Source organism: Arthrobacter echini, from assembly GCF_004803505.1.
Taxonomy (GTDB): domain Bacteria; phylum Actinomycetota; class Actinomycetes; order Actinomycetales; family Micrococcaceae; genus Arthrobacter_D; species Arthrobacter_D echini.
Genome location: NZ_SSWH01000010.1, coordinates 1 through 18,143, shown reverse-complemented (window position 1 = coordinate 18,143; position 18,143 = coordinate 1). Strand labels below are relative to the sequence as shown.

Annotated in this window: 11 protein-coding genes and 6 pseudogenes; 7 read left to right on the top strand and 10 right to left on the bottom strand. The window is 62.6% G+C overall.

Annotated elements, in window-relative coordinates; genetic code table 11:
* Positions 1-141: 141 nt before the first annotated feature.
* Together E8P82_RS11465 and E8P82_RS15050 are read right to left on the bottom strand one after the other, a co-directional pair.
* Positions 142-1,396 (bottom strand): annotated as a pseudogene (locus E8P82_RS11465) (IS256 family transposase).
* 93 nt (positions 1,397-1,489) lie between these two features.
* A complete protein-coding gene (locus tag E8P82_RS15050; protein WP_281275797.1) occupies positions 1,490-2,515 on the bottom strand; it encodes a sensor histidine kinase in 1,026 nt (341 codons plus the stop codon).
* A gap of 108 nt (positions 2,516-2,623) precedes the next feature.
* Between E8P82_RS15050 and E8P82_RS15045 the strand changes: the two genes are divergently transcribed.
* Positions 2,624-2,932, top strand: coding sequence for a hypothetical protein (locus tag E8P82_RS15045; protein ID WP_168796560.1), 309 nt, complete (start codon positions 2,624-2,626; stop codon positions 2,930-2,932).
* Between the two features lie 175 nt (positions 2,933-3,107).
* Here E8P82_RS15045 and E8P82_RS11455 read toward each other — a convergent pair whose 3' ends face one another.
* From E8P82_RS11455 to E8P82_RS11420, 8 genes are all read right to left on the bottom strand, one after another.
* Complete coding sequence (locus E8P82_RS11455; protein WP_136455024.1) at positions 3,108-3,785, bottom strand: response regulator transcription factor; 678 nt, start codon at positions 3,783-3,785, stop codon at positions 3,108-3,110.
* Positions 3,785-4,411, bottom strand: a complete 627-nt coding sequence (locus E8P82_RS11450; protein ID WP_136455023.1) for a phosphatase PAP2 family protein — start codon at positions 4,409-4,411, stop codon at positions 3,785-3,787. Before E8P82_RS11450 ends, E8P82_RS11455 begins: the two co-directional genes overlap by 1 nt.
* A gap of 164 nt (positions 4,412-4,575) precedes the next feature.
* Positions 4,576-5,202, bottom strand: a complete 627-nt coding sequence (locus E8P82_RS11445) for a DedA family protein (protein WP_246021294.1) — start codon at positions 5,200-5,202, stop codon at positions 4,576-4,578.
* Positions 5,203-5,793: 591 nt separating this feature from the next.
* On the bottom strand, positions 5,794-6,558 hold the full coding sequence (locus tag E8P82_RS11440; RefSeq protein ID WP_136455020.1) for a PepSY domain-containing protein: 765 nt from the start codon (positions 6,556-6,558) through the stop codon (positions 5,794-5,796).
* 745 nt (positions 6,559-7,303) lie between these two features.
* Complete coding sequence (locus E8P82_RS11435; RefSeq protein WP_136455018.1) at positions 7,304-8,122, bottom strand: hypothetical protein; 819 nt, start codon at positions 8,120-8,122, stop codon at positions 7,304-7,306.
* Positions 8,123-8,183: 61 nt separating this feature from the next.
* A complete protein-coding gene (locus E8P82_RS11430; protein ID WP_168796559.1) occupies positions 8,184-9,998 on the bottom strand; it encodes a bifunctional lysylphosphatidylglycerol flippase/synthetase MprF in 1,815 nt (604 codons plus the stop codon).
* A gap of 46 nt (positions 9,999-10,044) precedes the next feature.
* Complete coding sequence (locus tag E8P82_RS11425; RefSeq protein ID WP_136455015.1) at positions 10,045-11,352, bottom strand: alpha/beta hydrolase; 1,308 nt, start codon at positions 11,350-11,352, stop codon at positions 10,045-10,047.
* Positions 11,349-13,577, bottom strand: coding sequence for a bifunctional lysylphosphatidylglycerol flippase/synthetase MprF (locus E8P82_RS11420; protein WP_211096865.1), 2,229 nt, complete (start codon positions 13,575-13,577; stop codon positions 11,349-11,351). The genes E8P82_RS11425 and E8P82_RS11420 overlap by 4 nt, the downstream gene beginning before the upstream one ends.
* Before the next feature lie 372 nt (positions 13,578-13,949).
* On the opposite strand from E8P82_RS11420, the pseudogene E8P82_RS11415 reads away from it, so the two are divergent.
* From E8P82_RS11415 to E8P82_RS11395, 6 genes and pseudogenes are all read left to right on the top strand, one after another.
* Positions 13,950-15,113: pseudogene (locus E8P82_RS11415) on the top strand (IS256 family transposase).
* A 6-nt stretch (positions 15,114-15,119) separates the two neighbouring features.
* Positions 15,120-15,264 (top strand): annotated as a pseudogene (locus E8P82_RS15505) (IS256 family transposase); the annotation flags it as partial.
* Positions 15,265-15,617: 353 nt separating this feature from the next.
* A pseudogene (locus E8P82_RS11410) lies at positions 15,618-15,977 on the top strand (IS1380 family transposase); the annotation flags it as partial.
* Between the two features lie 122 nt (positions 15,978-16,099).
* Positions 16,100-17,035 (top strand): annotated as a pseudogene (locus E8P82_RS11405) (IS1380 family transposase); the annotation flags it as partial.
* 31 nt (positions 17,036-17,066) lie between these two features.
* Complete coding sequence (locus tag E8P82_RS11400) at positions 17,067-17,369, top strand: transposase (protein WP_136455011.1); 303 nt, start codon at positions 17,067-17,069, stop codon at positions 17,367-17,369.
* Positions 17,366-17,992 (top strand): annotated as a pseudogene (locus E8P82_RS11395) (DDE-type integrase/transposase/recombinase); the annotation flags it as partial. The gene E8P82_RS11400 and the pseudogene E8P82_RS11395, both read left to right, overlap by 4 nt.
* Positions 17,993-18,143: the final 151 nt, after the last annotated feature.

Sequence of the window (18,143 nt, the reverse complement as noted above, 5' to 3'; positions counted from 1 at the left end):
CTGTGCAGAGGTCGGCGCTTACGGCGGTACCCAACCGCGGAAGCACGCATGCAGCAAACGATACCCGCAGCCCATGTATAGTCCCCGCCTGTCATAGCAGGGTCTGTCCGATAAACGGTGTGTGGGGTCCGGCGGTTTTCATTAGTGGATGGTTTTCTCGAACCGACTTGCGAAGGTGATCGCGAACGCGTTGAGCGCTGGTTTCCACCTGATGACCCAGCGTGCTCTGCCACCGCCGGTCGGGTCAAGAGACCGGGTCACGAGATACAGACACTTCAGCGCCGCGGCCTCATTTGGGAAATGGCCCCTGGCTCTGACAGCCCGCCGGTAGCGGGCGTTGATCGACTCGATAGCGTTCGTCGTGCAGATCACCTAAGCGAATCTCCACGTCGTACTCGAGGAACGGCACAAACTGAAGCCCACGCGGATTCCCAGAGCTTCACGATCGCTGGATACCTTTTACCCCACTCCGCAGCGAACTCCTCGAACCGGTCCTTCGCAGCGGCTTCGGACGGGGCCGTATAGACCGGTTTGAGGGCCCTGACGATCCCGTCGCGGTGCTGCCGGCCAGCGTAGCGGAAGCTGTTGCGGATCAGGTGCACGACGCACTGCTGCACCACCGTGCGCTCCCACGTCGTGTTGATCGCCTCGGGTAAGCCCTTTGAGCCCGTCGCAGACGGCGATGAGCACGTCCTCGACGCCGCGGTTCTTTAGCTCGGAGAAGACCTGCAACCAGAACCGGGCACCTTCACCCCCGTCGCCGGCCCAGATCCCCAGAATGTCACGCTCCCCATTCACGGTGACGCCCATGACGACGTAGAACGGTGTGTTCCGTACCTGCCCGTCCCGGATTTTCACGACGATCGCGTCCACGAAGAGCACAGGGTAGAGCGGGTCCAGCGGACGAGAAGACCACTCCGCGAGCTCACCTGCGACCTTCTGACGTGATCTTCGAGATGGTGTCCTTGGAGGCCCTGGCGCCGTAGACCTCCTCGAAATGCGCCGCTACTTCTCCCGTGGTCAGTCCGCGGGCGGACAGCGAGAGCACGATCTCATCGATGCCATCCAGACGACGCTTCCGTTTGGGCACGATGACCGGCTCGAAGGATCCGTCGCGGTCCCTGGGCACTTCGATCTCGACCGGGCCGATCTCCGTCAACACCGTTTTCGATCTCGTCCCGTTGCGCATGTTCGCCGCAATGGGCGTCTGCCCGTGGTCGTGCCCGAGATGCTCGGTCAGCTCCGCCTCCAGCGCGGTCTCCAGCACGCTCTTCGTCAGCTGACTCAGCAAGCCACCCGGACCGACAAGGCTCACGCCCTGCTCCTTGGCCTGGGCCAGCAGCCGTTCGGCAAGGACCTTCTGATCAATGATCTCTCCCGTCACAGGATCGATCATCGCCTCTAATACTTCGGTCGTGAAGTCGTTCACGGCCATCTCCTCTCGGATCAGGCCGGACTCCCACACACCGTTTTTCTGACAGTCCCGTCTTCATTGACGCCCTCGACGCGTTTTGAGTATTTCGTCGGGGGAGCTGCGTGCCGGATCGCTATCGGGAGCTGCTTTTTTCGTGCTGGCGTCGACCGTCGCCGGGTGAGTATTTTGCAGTGGGAGGATCACTTCGAAGCGTGTGTGACCGGCTGGTGTTTCGGTCGTGACGATGGTGCCGGAGTGCGCCCTGATGATTTCTTGGCTGATGGCCAGACCGAGACCGCTGCCGCCGCTTTCCCGGGTTCGGCTCGCGTCGAGGCGTACGAACCGGTCGAACACTCGCTGGCGTTGTGCTGCGGGGATTCTGTCACCGTCGTTGTCGACCGTCAGGATCACTGTCCTTCCTGCGGCTTCGAGGCCGTGATCGTGACTCTTATCGGCTGGGTTGGTGACGGTGGTAGGTCCTGGTTCGGTCGTGAGGTTCATGGTGATGGTTGTGGCCGCGTGTCGGTCGGCGTTGTTGAGGAGATTCCTGATGACCTGGGTGATGCGTTGGGGGTCGGCTGTGATCCGCGCCGGTTCGATATGTGTACGGATGGCGTGTTGGGAAACGCCTTTCAGCCGGGCCAGTTCCTCGAGGAGCAGATCATCGAGGTCGACGTCCTGCATCACGAACCTGAGCCCGGCATCGTCGATCTTGGCCAGGGTCAGCAGGTCTTCGACGAGGTATCCCATCCTGTTGGCCTGGGTCTGCAGCATGCCGGACGTCTCGCGCCAGGTCGTTACGGAGGGGTCGGCGGCCGCGATCTCCAGTCCGGTGGTCAGGGTGGCCAGAGGGCTGCGCAGTTCGTGGCTGGCGTCGGTGACGAATCGGCGCTGCGCGGCGTCGGCGCTCTGCAGCCTGGTCAGCATGTCGTTCATGGTGGAAGCGAGGCGTTCGATCTCGTCGCGGGTGGGAGGGACCTCCACCCGCTCGTCGAGGTGCTGCTGGGAGATACCGGCCACGGTTGCGCGGATGCGTTCCACAGGTCGCAATGCCCGTCCGACGAGGAACCAGATGAGCGTCCCCGCTAGAGCAAGTAGCACTGGGACACCTGCCAGGAGGAACCAGCCGACCGTGCTGATGGCATCGCGTTCAATGTCGGTCGGCACTCCGACCGCGACGATCCTGTCACCGTCGGGAGTTCGGACGCCTTGGGCTGCGACAACGTAGTCATCGACGTCGATGATGCCGCTGAGCCCTGGGTTGCCGGATACGAAAGATTGTCCAGGGTCAAGGAAATCGTCGTCGTAGAGCGCATCGTCGACGGATGGGTCTGTCGTGGCGATGACGGTGCCACGTGCGTCGATGATTTGTGTGACCTGTGCACCCGAGGTGCCGCCGACACCCCCGGGGTCAGGGATGAGATTGCCGGGAAGGTCCTCGGAGTCGTTTTCCTGGTTTTGTTCGATGATGCTGTCGCGGTGTTGTACTGCCAGGTCCCGGGCGTTGTCGAGCAGTGATGATCGTAGGACCAGGAGCAGTACTACTCCGGCCAGGATCAGAACGACGGCCATGGTCATGACAGCGGCCAGGACTGCTTGCCGACGAACACCCCACCCCGATAGGCGTGGGGCGCCACGGCGGGAAGTGCGGCGTGGTGTCCCACCCGGCGGAGAAGCTACCGTTGGGCCGGGTTCACGGCTCATCAGAGACCAGGCAGTATCCCATACCCCGGACAGTGGTCAGTGTTGTGGTGTCGAAGGGCAGGTCCAGTTTCTTGCGGAGGTACCCGATGTAGACCTCGACCACGTTGTCGCTGCCTTCATAGGCTGGATCCCACACGTTGTCGAGGATCTCCGCTTTCGACACCACCTGGTCGTGGTGGCGCATCAGGAAATGGACGATGGCGTACTCTTTCGGCGTCAGAGGTACAGGCGATCCTCGTCGTGTCACCATGCGTCGTACCGGATCCAGCACGAGAGAGCCGACCGTCAGGGCAACTGGGCGCTCCGGAGCTCCCCTACGGATCAGTGCTCGCAGGTGGGCGACCAGGACGATGAAGCTGAACGGTTTCGTCAGGTAGTCGTCGGCACCGAGGTCGAAGGCATCCGTCTGGTCGTACTCGCCATCTTTGGCTGTCAGCATCAACACCGGGGTCCAGATCTTCGCCTCGCGGATCTCCTTGAGGATCTGGTAACCGTGCTTGCCCGGAAGCATGATGTCCAGAATCGCGGCGTCGTACGGATTCTCCACGGCCATCCACGCGCCGGTGACACCATCGTGGGCTACATCGACCACGAACCCCTCGTTCGTCAGACCACGACGAACTGACTCGGCAAGGTCTTGTTCGTCCTCGACCAGCAGCACGCGCATCAGGGGTTCCTTCCACCTTCAGGTGATCCAATCCTAATGAGACTCGCTCGGTACCGCTGGAAGAAGCCGGTCGCGCCAGTCAGCAGGACGATCACCGCTGCGGAGAGGACGAAGGATGCCACGACATCGGAGACGTAGTGAACGCCAAGATAGATTCGAGACGCCCCGACAAGCCCAGCGAATACGGCGGCAGAGACGATGGCGGGAGTCCTCCATCGGGTCCGCCACATCACGAGCGCTACCGCGATCCCCAAGGACGCAGCAAACGCTGTGTGACCGGACGGGAACGACGTCGCACCTTGGACGCCCGGGAGAAGCGAGTCGGCCAACAACGACTGATCAGGACGTGATCTGCTAACAAGTATTTTCATGACCGCGGTTGCAGCCCACCCACCCGTGGTCAGGACGAAAATGGTCAACCCGTTCCGGACGGACCGGGTGAGAGCCATCATCGCACCCACCACGAGGGCGAGTACCACCACTGCCGATAGCCCACGAAGGCCGGCGTGAAGTGCCAGCGCGACAGCGTTTCCCACTCCGCTATGGAGGTGGCTGACGTCTTGCAACAACCGAAGATCGAACGCGGCGAGGAAAAGATTGGTCTTCAGGATTAGGCCGGCGGCCATGACGAGAACTCCGACCACGAAGGGACCGACCACCCAGTGCCGTAGCAGGAACGAGGGACGAGCCCTGCCGTGTCCGGACTCATGCTGCTTGGTATCCGCTCCTGGTCCACGCCCGACCTGCGATGACCGGGCAGCGTGCGAGCTGTCTCGCTGCGACGACGCTGTCACGGTACTTCAACCTCACGATGAGGGAGCACGGGTTCATCATGCTTCTGTTCTTCGACCAGCGGTGAAGGAGCTGCCCTGCTCGCTCTATTCTTCGTGATGTGACGCATGATCTCGACGACAGTGGGGACGACGGACAACGTCACGATGACCACGGCGATGAGATCGATATGATCAGTGACGAAGGGCACCCCACCCAGCAGCGAGCCCGCGAGGGTCAGACCGACACCCCAGAGGACCGCCCCGATGACATTCCACAGGAGGAACGAGCGGTAGCGGTACTGCGCAGTGCCGGCTGCCAGTGGAACGAAGGTCCTGGCGAATGGCACGAACCGTGCCAGGAAAAGCGATCGTCCCCCGTACCGGGTGAAGAAGTTCTCCGCACCGGTCAAGTATCGAGTGTTCAGTACCTGGGCATCCTCTGTGAACAGGCGCCGTCCGAAGCGGCGACCCAACCAGTATCCTGCCTGATCTCCTGCGATAGCAGCGCCCACGATGACCGCCATGAGGACCACCAGATTGATGCCTAGCTGAGCGTGAAGAAGGCCCGCGGTGAAGATCAGGGAGTCCCCCGGCAGGAAGGGAAACAGTGCCCCGGATTCGATGAAGACAATCGCGGCGACCACCAGCAAAACCCATCCTCCGGCGCTATCGAGCAGCGCTGCCGGGTCCGCAACGCTCCCCAGGGATAGTCCAGCCGGTAGAGACCCAGCCATAAGATGCATCATGTACTTTTCCCTCTCACACTTTGTGCTGATAGCCGGTCGGTCACTTCACTGGAGAACCTATGTAGTGCCAACCACTGGAAACCACTGACGCCTCCGAGTACTCGGTGTAGTCGCTGACGACCACGACCGAGCGTTTGGGCATTAGCTACTTGATTGCTTGGCCACCCTCCCAAGCGGGAACTGAAAGGTTCCGGAGCGTATCCGCCCACCTTTTTCTTGCAGGCGAGGGGCCACGTGGCTCATCTATGAATTCCGTCAGCGTGCCTGGGTGTGAGCCAGTCGCGGAGTACGGGTTTGGCGCAGGACCGACCGCGTACCGCTGTGGGGAGCGGTACGCGGTCGGGGTCCTGGGGTCTCACTCACGCTGAAACTGCCAGAAGGAGCTCTTGTACGGTTGACGGTCGCTGGCGAATTACCCGGAGGCTACCTGGATGGTGTTGATGTCAGGATCACCGTCATGGTCAGCCCGATACAGGGGCCTCCAGCTCCTTAGTCGTCATCGCCGGTTTCGGAGGCCAGGATGCCGGCGTCGCCGGCATCGACGGTGACTTCGGTGACCGTTCCCGCACCATCCTTGACGTCCACCTCGTACACCACGAACCCGTCTTCTTCATCGAGTTCCGAACTGACGACCGTGCTGCCGGGCACCGACGCTGTGGCAGCCTTCTCGGCTGCGCTGGCGTCGATCGTCGCGAGCTTGGCCAGCTGGGCGCTTTCCTCGGCGTCGGAGACCTCGGTCGCGGACTCCGGGACCGAGATCGACCCCTTCACCTTCGCCTCATTGCCATCCTCCTGGTCGTCATCATCATCGCCGGTTTCGGAGGCCAGGATGCTTGCGTCGCCGGCGTCGACGGTGACTTCGGTGACCGTTCCCGCATCATCCTTGACGTCCACCTCGTACACCACGAACCCGTCCTCGTCACCGAGTTCCGAACTGACGACCGTGCTGCCGGGCACCGACGCTGCGGCAGCCTTCTCGGCTGCGCTGGTGTCGATCGTCGCGAGCTTGGCCAGCTGGGCGCTTTCCTCGGCGTCGGAGACTTCGGTCGCGGACTCCGGGACCGAGATCGACCCCTTCACCTTCGCCTCGTTCGATTCGCCCCTCTCATCCTGTGCAACGTCACTGGTTCCCATCGAGTCAGTGCCGGTGGTGTTGGCGTTGGCGACGGCGATACCGCCGAGAGCGGTTCCGCCGACCAGAACCAGACCTGCGATCGAGCCGACGACGGCCTTCTTCTTCTGGGAGGTGTTCATGGCACTACTACCTTTCAATCAACGCATGTGAACCCTTGAATACTGCTCTCTAGCTGGTGCGTCGGGTCCGGCGCCGCTTTGGCTGCCTGATACAACTCTCACCCCCGTTCACTTAGAGAATGCTGAGAGAGCAGGGGGCCGCCCTCGCCCTCGTCTTCGTCTTCGTCTTCGTCTTCGTCTTCGAGGGTCAGAATCGCTGGTCAATCGCATTGATCGCTTCCTTGCGCGGTGCCCCGAAGTTGCTGGGTGGTGTTCTTCGGTCGGTGTCGCCGGCTGCAGATCCTCAGCATCTGTTCAAGGTCCTCGGTGAACACTGTGGTTGTCGAGCTTTCACCTACTGATGGCCGATTCTGACCAGACTTAGATGCTCTGAGGAGGACACCATGTACCGGACAGGACGCGAGCAACGTCGGGCGGCGATGATGGCAGGAGGGAGTTTCCTGCTGGGTGCACTACTGGTGGTGACAGCGGCCGTGGGCAGCACCGTCACGTCATCGCAGACCGCAGCACCCACGACAACAATTGTCCACAGCGTCGATAGCGTCAGGACTCCATGGGTCACCTAGCACCAGCACGAACGGGTCCAGCCGTCAGTCACCCCAGCGGTCATTGCTGCGGCGAGGAGTGCACAGGCCATTCGCAGGGAACCGATCAGTGACGGCCCGGGACGCCCTTGCTTGTCGTGGTCCATCCACCTTGGGTATCGTCCGTTTTCGGTCCGGCAGCGCAGCGGGACTACTGAGTACTACGACGCCTGGGGACTGACTAGGTGTTCGAGCAGGGTGTTGGAGGTCGAGATCCTCATCGTCGCCACGATGGCGGCGATCATGGCCACCACGGTGGGAATGGCCCATCCAGGACGTACCTGGTCCCCGAGAGCCATGACACCGACGATGGACGGTACGACGATCTCGATCACCCACAACCAGGCTGATGCTTCATTGACTGCGTCGGCGCGGGTCTCCAGCGCCCGGGAAAACATCACGGCTCCCACAATGGCGAAGCCTACGATCAGCCATACCAGTGGCTCCTTCAAAAGCGCATCGATGGAGGAGCCATGTATCGCCCGGGCCGCAACAGCGGCACCCGAGTACCCCATGCCGGCCACTACCGCGCATACGGGTGTTCGCGGATGCCTGTAGGACAGCGCGGCCACAGCTACCAGCAGGATCAGCGAAAAGGTGAGGACCAGGCTGAACTGTGCAGGGGCGGGTGCCGGTGGGCCCGGCTGTGCGGCGACTACAACGACACCGCACGCCAAACACACCACGATGACGGCAACCCAGACACTACGACTTGGCTTCACCCGAAGTATTCGTGCTGCCAGGATCACGGTGACCGCCAGCGACGCGGCCAGAATCGTCTGCACCGCCAGGAGGGGCAGATGGCGCATCGCCACTACCGACAGTCCCCACCCGATAAGGTCCAACACCGTCCCGGCTACATACAGCGGGTGCTTCAAGACCAGGAGGCCGACTGCACGGCGAGTCGCCAGTGACTGCAAGATCGCGGCGCTTCCCATCAACACGGAAGCCACCACGGCCGCGGCCAGGGAAACGCCCATCAGCAGAACCTCGCTTCCCGATCGAACGAGGACGAAGCAGATGAGGAGTTCCTGCCCGGTGTCATGACCGCGCCGCCCTGCCCGGGGTGTCGATCACTCCTTCAGCCTGGGCAACCGCCAGTCCCTGTTTCAGGAGTTCATCCCCGCTGCCGCGCATCACGTACCGCGGAACCCATGTGGGGTCGTACTTCTCGTTGAACTTGCCCAGCGATTCCAGTTGCGAGTGCTTGGCGACGATGTCGAGGATGCGACGTCGGATCTGCTCGGCGACACTCTCGGGCGGCTTCGTCATGAAGTCCCTCATGACCGCGAAGTTCAGGCCCAGACCCTTGCCCCCCTCAGCGGCGATGCGCTCGATCGTCTTGACGATCATGAAGTCGGTCAACCCGTTGGGGACATCCGTGGCAGTGTCGCGGCGCATCACGTCCAGCGACCAGCCGGGCAGATCGGTGGCAGGAACCCACTGGATGAATCCGAGCACACGGCCCCTCTCATCGGTGGCCAGCACCATCAACAAGCCGGTATCGGCAGGATCGAACATTCGGGACAGCGTCATCGAGAAGCCCCGCTCCGTCTCACCCTGACGCGATTTATCGGCGATAGCGAGCACCTTCTCCCGCACTTCGTCCGGTGCCGTGGCTGGATCGATGAAAACGGCGTTCACTCCTGCACGCTCGACCCGGTTCACTGATTGCCGCAACCCCTTCACAGCCCGCCCGGTCAGGGTGAAGGAAGCCACGTCGACGACGGCTTCGTCGCCGAGATACATGGGTTTCAGGCCCGCATGACCATACATCTCGAGGCGGTCTGCGGAGGCTGCCACAACCATCGGCGTCCAGCCACGTGTGGCAGCAAAATCCATGAAATCTGCCCACACCTGGTACTGGCTTCCATGAGGGCCTATCGGATCCGGTGAGACCAAACAGACGCCGCCTCGCACCGCGTAGGCCACTACCGCGTCGTTCGTGAAGAACCATTCCTTGTCATCGCGTAGCGCGAAGTAGTCCAACGTTCCCCCACCATAGAGAGCAACGATAGCCCTGGCACGTTCGCGGTCGACGAGGTGATCCGCCGGTGTGCGCGGCAACGATCGCCGAGGTGACAGAAGTATCCACAGTGCCGCCACCACCACAGCAATCCCAGCCGCTGCCAACAACGGTGTACCTGCTGGCCCCAACCCCACGATGGGCAGACGTGTGTCACCTCCGAGCCGCTCCGCAGCGGCACGGATCGTCTCACCGGCCCGCGGGTGATGACGGCGCCCCAGTGTCAGAGCGAGCACCGTCGACACCACGATCACGAACACTGTGGCCCCCACCGCCACATTCACAGCCCGCCGCAGCTGAGCCCGGGCAGGCACCACGGTGAAAGCCCGCCGGACCAGAACCAACCATCCGACCAGGACGAGACTGATTACTCCTTCCTCGACATCGAGGCCCTTGATGAGGTTGAGCACAACCGCCGTCACCATTAGAGCAACCGCCACCACCCACGCGATCCGCTGACCGTGCAACAACCCACGAGCACACAGCCCCAGTACAAAGCCCACGAACACCGTCGATGCGGCAGCGGTGTGCAAAGCGGGAAATGGTAGTACTTCCAGCAACACTTCCATCCGCACACGTAACGGCGGCGACAGCGCAGACGCCACCGTCAACACCGCCAACAGCACCGTCAACACAGCCGTCCACCGCCGGATACGCCGATTCCGGCGGACCCCGACCATCTGCGCTCGAGCTGATACCTCGTCTGTCTCGTCCGGCCTCGACTCGGGCGTCGCTTCATAATCAGCCCCGACCGCAGATGTGGAATCTTCACTACCTGGCCCGGCACCACCTGCGGACGAACGATCGATGGGGGCAACGTCGTCGCTCATGTCAGGCATCAGAACTCCACAATGTTTCCAGGCTTTTCGCGGTCGATTATTTGATGAGACCCATCCTTTGCGCGAGCCAATCCAGGTTGTTGACCAGGCCCGGTTTCCAGACCTGCCAGGAGTGGCCGCCGGGCAGTACCTGCTCGGTGACGTCCATGCCGGAGGCGTGGGCGACGTCGAACACCTGCTGGCCCTGGGATCTGTAGGTGGTGTCCGTGGCCCCGACGACGACGATGCCGGCCGAGTCCGGGAATGAGTGGTTGGTCAGCCGGTCGAGGGCGTTCTGGTCGGTGAACGCGGACGCGTCTCCTGCGAAGTAGGTGCTGATGACTGCCGAGCGCCCGCCCTCCACGGTCGGCTCGGTCTCACCCGCGATGTCGATGAATGTCGGGTAGACCTCAGAGTCATTGGTGGCCAGCTGCATGGTGCAGGTTCCGCCGTAGGAGTATCCGGCGATAGCCCATTGCCGGGCGCTTGCGGTTCCAGCGCCGAGGGTGGATTCCACCCAGGCCGGTAGATCCACGGAGAGGTACGTGTCGGATTTACTGACCTTGGTATCCATGCACAGGGGCGGGTCACTGGCACCGTTGTTGGTGATGTCCGGGATGATCACGACCGGTGCCAGGCCGTCGTGAGCGGCGGCGAAGGTATCCATGACCTGGGCGATCTGCCCCCCGTTCACCCAGTCCACGGGGCTTCCGGGCAGCCCGTGGAAGAGGACCAGGACGGGCAGATTCGATGCTTTAGGTGCGGCGAGGTAGGCCGGCGGTAGATAGACCAGTGCCGGTGCTGATGCGTATCCGGAGACTGGGCCGGGAATAGTCACCGAGTAGATCGTCCCGCCGGTGGGCATGGTCGGCGGCGCGGTCCACGTACTCTGCGATGTGGCCGGTGTTCCGGGGGTGTTGGGTCCGGCGGCGACGGAGCTGATGGGTTGATCCGACACGCCGGTATCTCCCAGGGCACTGGCGAGGGTCGGATACTGCCCGAAATGCACGTTGACGAATGATGCCGAGGCCACGGCGACCAGGACCACGCTTACCACCCCGGCCACCACCGCGACCAGCCTCGAACCCGACCTGGCGCGGATCCGCGGGACGATCAGGAGCAGGGCGAGGAAGGTGAGGCCCGCCGGGATGTACAGGATCGGGGGGAGGGTGTCGTCCCACCAGTGGAAGATGTTCTCCGCGACATATACCAGGACCAGGGTGAGTCCTCCTGCGGCGATCAGCGCCACGGGCACCACGCGGACCAGGTAGCGGCGGGATTTCACCACCAACCATCCGAGCCCTGCTGCGCCCGCGGCGAGGGCAAGGACCGGGACGGGTCCGGAGATCAGGGAGATGGTACTCATGCGCTGCGTACCAGGACCTTGCGGGCGAGGTTCAGGCCCTGTCCGAGGGAGACTTCGGGTAGATAGGCCCGGCCTACGGCGTTCGCTATCGCGGGTAACGCCGAAGCGTCCGGATACACCATGTGCAGTGCCTCGTATGTCGGTTGGAATTTGGCTTTGAAGGCCAGGAGGGATCTGAAGCCGTACACCGGTTCGAGCAGGGCGCCCAGCCCGGCAAGAACCCGGTCGAGGACCTTCACCGCGTCCGGGGAGTCGGTGGGATCAAGGCGCGCCAGCGGCGCCCCCGAGAGGCTGATGAACCCGAATCCCTCCTGCTCGAGGGTCAGGGCGGCCGAGGCGATCAGGAACTCGATCGAGGCCCGGAACCCTGTCCCACGTCGGCGCATGAAGTCCAGGGTCCACCCGACCACTTGACCATCTTCGTACACCGGCAACCAGGAGGTCACGGCGTGAACAGTCCGATCAGCGTCGACGGCGATCAGACAGCGCACCTCCGGATCATCGACCTGGTCCAGCGACCCAAGGGTGAACCCCATTTCCGGCATGCTTTTGTCTGCCACCCACTCCTCGGAGATCGCGTTGATCTGATCAACCACAGCTCGTGGCGCAGAAGGATATCTCACCCACTCCGCCCGGATGCCCTCTTTCCCTGCCTTGTTCAGAGCAGTGCGGATGTCCTGGAACTTTTTACCGGTAAAGGCGATCGAGCCCAGCGGCAGGATCGTCTCCTCCGCGACTTGGACGCTGTTCCACCCGGTGGCGTCGGTCAGGTCACTGACCCGGCCCCCCACGGAGTACAGGCACGGAGCCCACCCGTTCATCGAGCAGAACTCGCTGAACTCGTCGATCGTCGCCGCGAGCTCCTCACGCGGTCCAACCGGCTCACCGAGGGTCAGTGCCACCCCTGACAGGACCCGAAAGGCGACGTAGCTGGACCCGGAGGAGGAGAACCAGTACGAATTACCGGGCCAGGTCGTCATCCAGCCCAGCGTGCTCCCACCGTGGAGGTGCAACAGCTCGCGGGCCCGGTCCTCATCGGTCCCGGCACCGTAATGAGCTGGACGGAGGAACGACAGGATCATCAGGACAGCGGCAAGTAGCCAGAACACGACGCCGACACCCTCGTAGAGCAACACGGCAGCCGGGCTCTGCGGCACGATCGCCGGAACCTGTTCAAGAAACTGACTCAGCGGGAGGAGACGGTCGGGCGCGTCGAACAACAGCTGCCTGAATCCCGGCTCCGGAGTGAACCCGTCACTCAACAACAGACCGATTACCACATACAGCGCGCTCAACATAATTCCTGCCACAGCCAGCACCACGACGAGCCGCCTGTAAGTGCCAGGTGGGGCGGAAACAGTGAATAGAGATCTACTCATCAGGAGGACAACGATCACCACCAAGGGCACGATCAACGCTACGGCCACGCTTACGAGCCGGCCGGCGTACGCTGCTTCAACCAAGGGCAGACCGACGATCCCTGACGAACCGGCAGAGAGCGAGAAAACCTCTGCTGCCGCCCGGATCGTTGCGAGTGTCTGGATGATCAGCGCCGCCCACCACGCGAATCTGCGACCTCGGCGGAGTCCGTCGGCGAGGACCACCAGGAGGAACGACGGCAGGACAGCCATGAATACCGCACCTGCGCCGGCACGCAATTGCAGCCTCGCGGCTGCGCAGTCCTCCACCTGCGCCGAATCCGCACACACCGCGGTGACAGTCGCCGGATCGGTGGGCTGGACCTCGGTGAACAGATACTCGAGGACAGCCAGCGGACCCGCCGCCTGCGTATTCAGCGCGGCGATCACCGGACCGGCCGCACACGCCGCCACCAGGAGCGCGATCAGGACCCGCGCCTCCCTCCGGCTCACGGCGAAACGCGGCCGATGAATACGGCGGCCCTTCAGCCAAGGACCGATGATCGCGCCGACCACCGCAGCGAACAGGTTAAGCATGTCCTGGAAGGTCCCGCTGAACAGCGCCAGCAAGACCACAACGGTGAACAGGCCGACCCGCAGGCGCCGCCTCCACAGGGTTCCGAGCGCTGCCGATCCGGCGGCTGCAGCACCACACACCAGGCCCGTCACCCCCACGAAGGACTCGGATACCAGGGCTGCCGTCCAGTCACCGACCAAGGCACTCGTCAGCCCGGTGAAGCCAACAGTCAGAAAGACTCCGACGACGTGTGCCGCCAGGGCAGCGAGTAGGAACCTGCCGCTTCCCATCCGTCGTTCAAACGCCCACCCCGTCAGCATCAACAAAACGGTCGCTACCAGATATCCGCCGAGGGAGTCCGCCCAGAACAGGGCTGTTCCTATGGTCCAGGGACTCGACACCGCGGAGTCTACCGAGAGACGGACGGCGGAAGCCAACGGTTCGGCGGGCCCGGACAACAAACTTCCCGTCGTCAACCCCACCACCCAGAACAACACCACATACCCAGCCGTTACCGGCCGACTCACAATAATGCGCCCGAACGTCCGAGGCCATTCAGGTCGAACCATACGTAAAACCTCGCCTTCGGAACACAGTTTGCGATCCTCAGCACAGAATAACCGCCGGACCTAAGCCTTGATCCACCGACCCGCGGGTGGTGGATCAAGGCTAAGGAACAGGGCCTGGCGCTGACCGGCCCTGATGGCCTGCTGAAGCTGTTCACGAAGAACGTGCTCGAGACAGCCCTGAGCGAGGAGCTCACCGAGCATCTCGGGCACAAAAAGCATCGTCCCGACCGTGACCGCACGTCGGGCAATGTCCGTAACGGGAAGCGCCCGAAGACTGTGTTGACGGAAGCGACTGGGGAGGTCACGATCGAGGTCCCTCGGGATCGGGATGGCTCTTTCGAACCGCAGATCGTGAAGAAGCGACAACGTCGTTTGAACGGGGTCGCGGAAGTCGTTTTGTCGTTGTATGCCAACGGCTTGACGACGGGTGAGATCAGCGCGCATTTCGCGCAGATCTACGGTGCATCCGTGTCGAAGTAGACGATCTCCCGCGTCACGGACAAGGTCGTCGAGGAGATGAACGAGTGGTCCGCGCGGCCCCTGAATGAGGTGTACGCCGCGATCTTCATCGTCCCCACTTCGTGGGAGGTGCCCCAATCGATCGTGGTGAAGATCCGTGATGGGCAGGTCGCGAACCCGCCCATTCACGCGGCGATCGGGGTCAGCTTGGCAGGCGAGCAGGACGTCCTGGGCCTCTGGGCCGGCACCTGTGGTGTGGGCGCGAAATTCTGGATGAGCGTCCTCACTGACATTCGTAATCGCGGGGTGAAAGACTCGCTCTTCCTGGTCTGCGACGGGCCGAAGTGGCAGCCCGAGATGATGTCGAACGTCTGGTCGCTGGCAACAGTGCAGACATGTGTGATCCACCTGATCCGGAACACCTTCAAACTTGCCTCCAAGCAACACTGTGACGGGACTAAACGTGCGATCAAACCGATCCACTCGGCGCCTAACCCGACGGCCGCGAGGGCCGCCCTTGATGAGTTCACCGAGCTGTGGGGCACCAGATACGGGGCGATCGTGAGGCTGTGGGAGATCGCGAGGGAGGAGTTCATTCCGTTCCTGGACTACGACCTCGAGATCCGCAGAGTGATTTGCTCCACCAACGCGATCGAGTCGTTGAACGCCCGATACCGCCGAGCCGTCCGGGCGCGCGGACACTTCCCGACAGAGCAGGCCGCGCTGAAATGCCTGTACCTTGTCACCAGATCCCTCAACCCGACAGGCGCGGGACGAGCCCGATGGACGATCCGCTAGAAGCCCGCGCTGAAATGCCTGTACCTTGTCACCAGATCCCTCAACCCGACGGGCGTGGGATGAGCCCGATGGACGATCCGCTGGAAGCCCGCGCTGAACGCATTCGCTCTTCCCCTTCGCCGACCGCTGGCCGGCCGCGGAGACCTACTAAATGAAAACGCCAGAAACACCGTTACTGAGACAGGCCCCTTTCACATGGCCATGTCCGCACGTCTGCACGTGTGGTATTCCTGCTGCTGCGATCATTCCATGTCGTGGCGATCCATGGCCTGAATGGAACCGGAGGCACCACCGCGTTGAAGGTTCCTTAGGTTCTTACCTGGAACGCCCCGGTGCGAGTGTTCCATATGGACGTCTTTGACTCGACTCGTTAGAGGCCTAAGCCTTGATCCACCGATGAGTATCGGCGAGATAGCACGTCATTAAAGACGAAATGCCCGCCTGACCGGGAAGAATAGGACTGTCTAAGGTTCAAATTCAACTCGGTGAGAGGGCATCTCGCAGATGCAAGTTTCCCACAGTCCAAGAGCCATGTCAGTCTCGTTCGATGAGCCCAACCTGATCGCTTCCGCGGGGCTGGCCCCGATCATGGATCTTGCCCGCACCGCTGGCCTGCGTGAACTGGCCGATTCCTGGTTGAGCGTACCGACTGACAAGGGTGCCAACGCCGGGTTGAAGATCGCAGCCCTGGTTGCCGGAATGGCCGCCGGGGCGGACTCGATTGATGACATGGCAGTGTTGCGCCACGGCGGGATGAAGCGGCTCTTCTCCTCCTGCTACGCCCCCTCCACCTTGGGGTCGTTCCTGCGAGCCTTCACTTTCGGGCATGTCCGCCAACTCGACGCCGTCGCGTCCCGCTTCTTAGCCTTGATCCACCGATGAGTATCGGCGAGATAGCACGTCATTAAAGACGAAATGCCCGCCTGACCGGGAAGAATAGGACTGTCTAAGGTTCAAATTCAACTCGGTGAGAGGGCATCTCGCAGATGCAAGTTTCCCACAGTCCAAGAGCCATGTCAGTCTCGTTCGATGAGCCCAACCTGATCGCTTCCGCGGGGCTGGCCCCGATCATGGATCTTGCCCGCACCGCTGGCTTGCGTGAACTGGCCGATTCCTGGTTGAGCGTACCGACTGACAAGGGTGCCAACGCCGGGTTGAAGATCGCAGCCCTGGTTGCCGGAATGGCCGCCGGGGCGGACTCGATTGATGACATGGCAGTGTTGCGCCACGGCGGGATGAAGCGGCTCTTCTCCTCCTGCTACGCCCCCTCCACCTTGGGGTCGTTCCTGCGAGCCTTCACTTTCGGGCATGTCCGCCAACTCGACGCCGTCGCGTCCCGCTTCTTAGGAAACCTCGCCAAGCAGGCACCCCTGCTGCGTGGCCCCGGGGCGGAGGGGTTCGTGTTCGTGGATATCGACGACACGATCATCGAGGTCCATGGGTATCAGAAGCAGGGCTCCGGGTACGGGTATTCGGGGGTCCGTGGGCTCAACGCCCTGCTGGCCATCGCTTCCACGAAGGACACCGCTCCGGTGATCCTTGCCCAACGCCTACGCAAGGGAGCGGCGAACTCGGCGCGCGGCGCCACACGCCTGGTCGCCGATTCCCTAGCAACCCTGGGACGGGTTCATGCCGGTTCGCCGGTATTGTGCCGGTTCGATTCGGCCTACTACGGTCACGCCCCGGTGAGCGCGGCTCTTGCTGGCGGGGCGGAGGTCTCGGTGACGGTGCGCATGAACCCGGCAGTCAAACGCGCCATCGCTGGCATCGAGGAAACACAATGGAGGACCATCGACTACACCGACGCGGTCTTCGACGAAACTACTGACACCTGGATCTCGAAGGCCGAGGTCGCCGAAACACCGTTCACCGCGTTCTCCTCCCGGAAGAAGAACGAGCACGTCTGCGGCCGTATGGTTTTGTGAGACAGCTTGATTGGAGCCTCCGTTTCAGATGACTACTCGTAGTAAGAAGACGTACGCCCCCGCGTTCCGTGAAGATTCCGTGCAGCTTGTCCTGACCTCAGGACGACCCGTGAAGCAGATCGCGGTGGAAATCGGGGTGAAGGAAAGCACCCTGGGGAACTGGTTGCGCACCTACCGGGCGAAGCATCCTGCCGTACCGGACCCGGCCGGGGCCCGTGACCCGGTGTCGTGGCAGGAGCACCAGAAGGCGTTGGCGGAGAACGCGAAGCTCAAGGCTGAGGTCGAGTTCCTGGGAAAAGTCAGCGCCTTCTTTGCAGCGAAGCAACGATAGAAGAGTTCTACGCGTTCATCGAAGTAGAGAAGGCGACCTACCCGATCGCGTGGCTGTGCCGGGTCCTGAAAGTGTCGCGGGCCTCGTTCTACCGGTGGCGGAACCCTGCCGGCCCTTCACCGCGGATGGTGCGCCACGACAAACTCACGACCGCTATCAACGAGCTCTACACCAAGGAGAAGGGCCGTGCCGGCCGGGATCAGCTGACGCTGATGCTCAACACTGCCGGCATCTCCGTGTCGGCCCCGACGGTGGGCGCGATCATGCGCCAACAAGGGCTGCGCGCGGTGCGCATCACCGCGTGGAAGAAGACCACCGTGCAGGACCCGCAGGCCAAGACAGCGCATATCAGCAACCACATGCTCGACGACCACGGTGCCCGGGACTTCACCTCGAAGGTGCCCGGGACCCGGCTCGTCGGGGACATCACCTACCTGCGCACCGGGGAAGGATGGCTGTATCTGGCAACCGTGATCGACCTCTGCACGGGCATGGTGATCGGCTGGGCCATGGCCGAGCACATGCGCGCGAGCCTGTGCACCAGCGCCCTGACCATGGCCCGGGACCACGGATACCTCGCCGACCGCCAGAAGGCGGACATTGAAGAGCCAGGCAGCGAGAAGCCCGGCGTGGTGTTTCACTCGGATCGCGGCGCTCAAGGCGGATTCAATCGGTTGTCGCAACACCTCAAGCGGAAGGTGTTTGATGGTAAGACGACAGCAAGCTGCAGATCGTGCGCAGCGTCCGAAGATGCGTTCACCTGGCCGGTGGGGT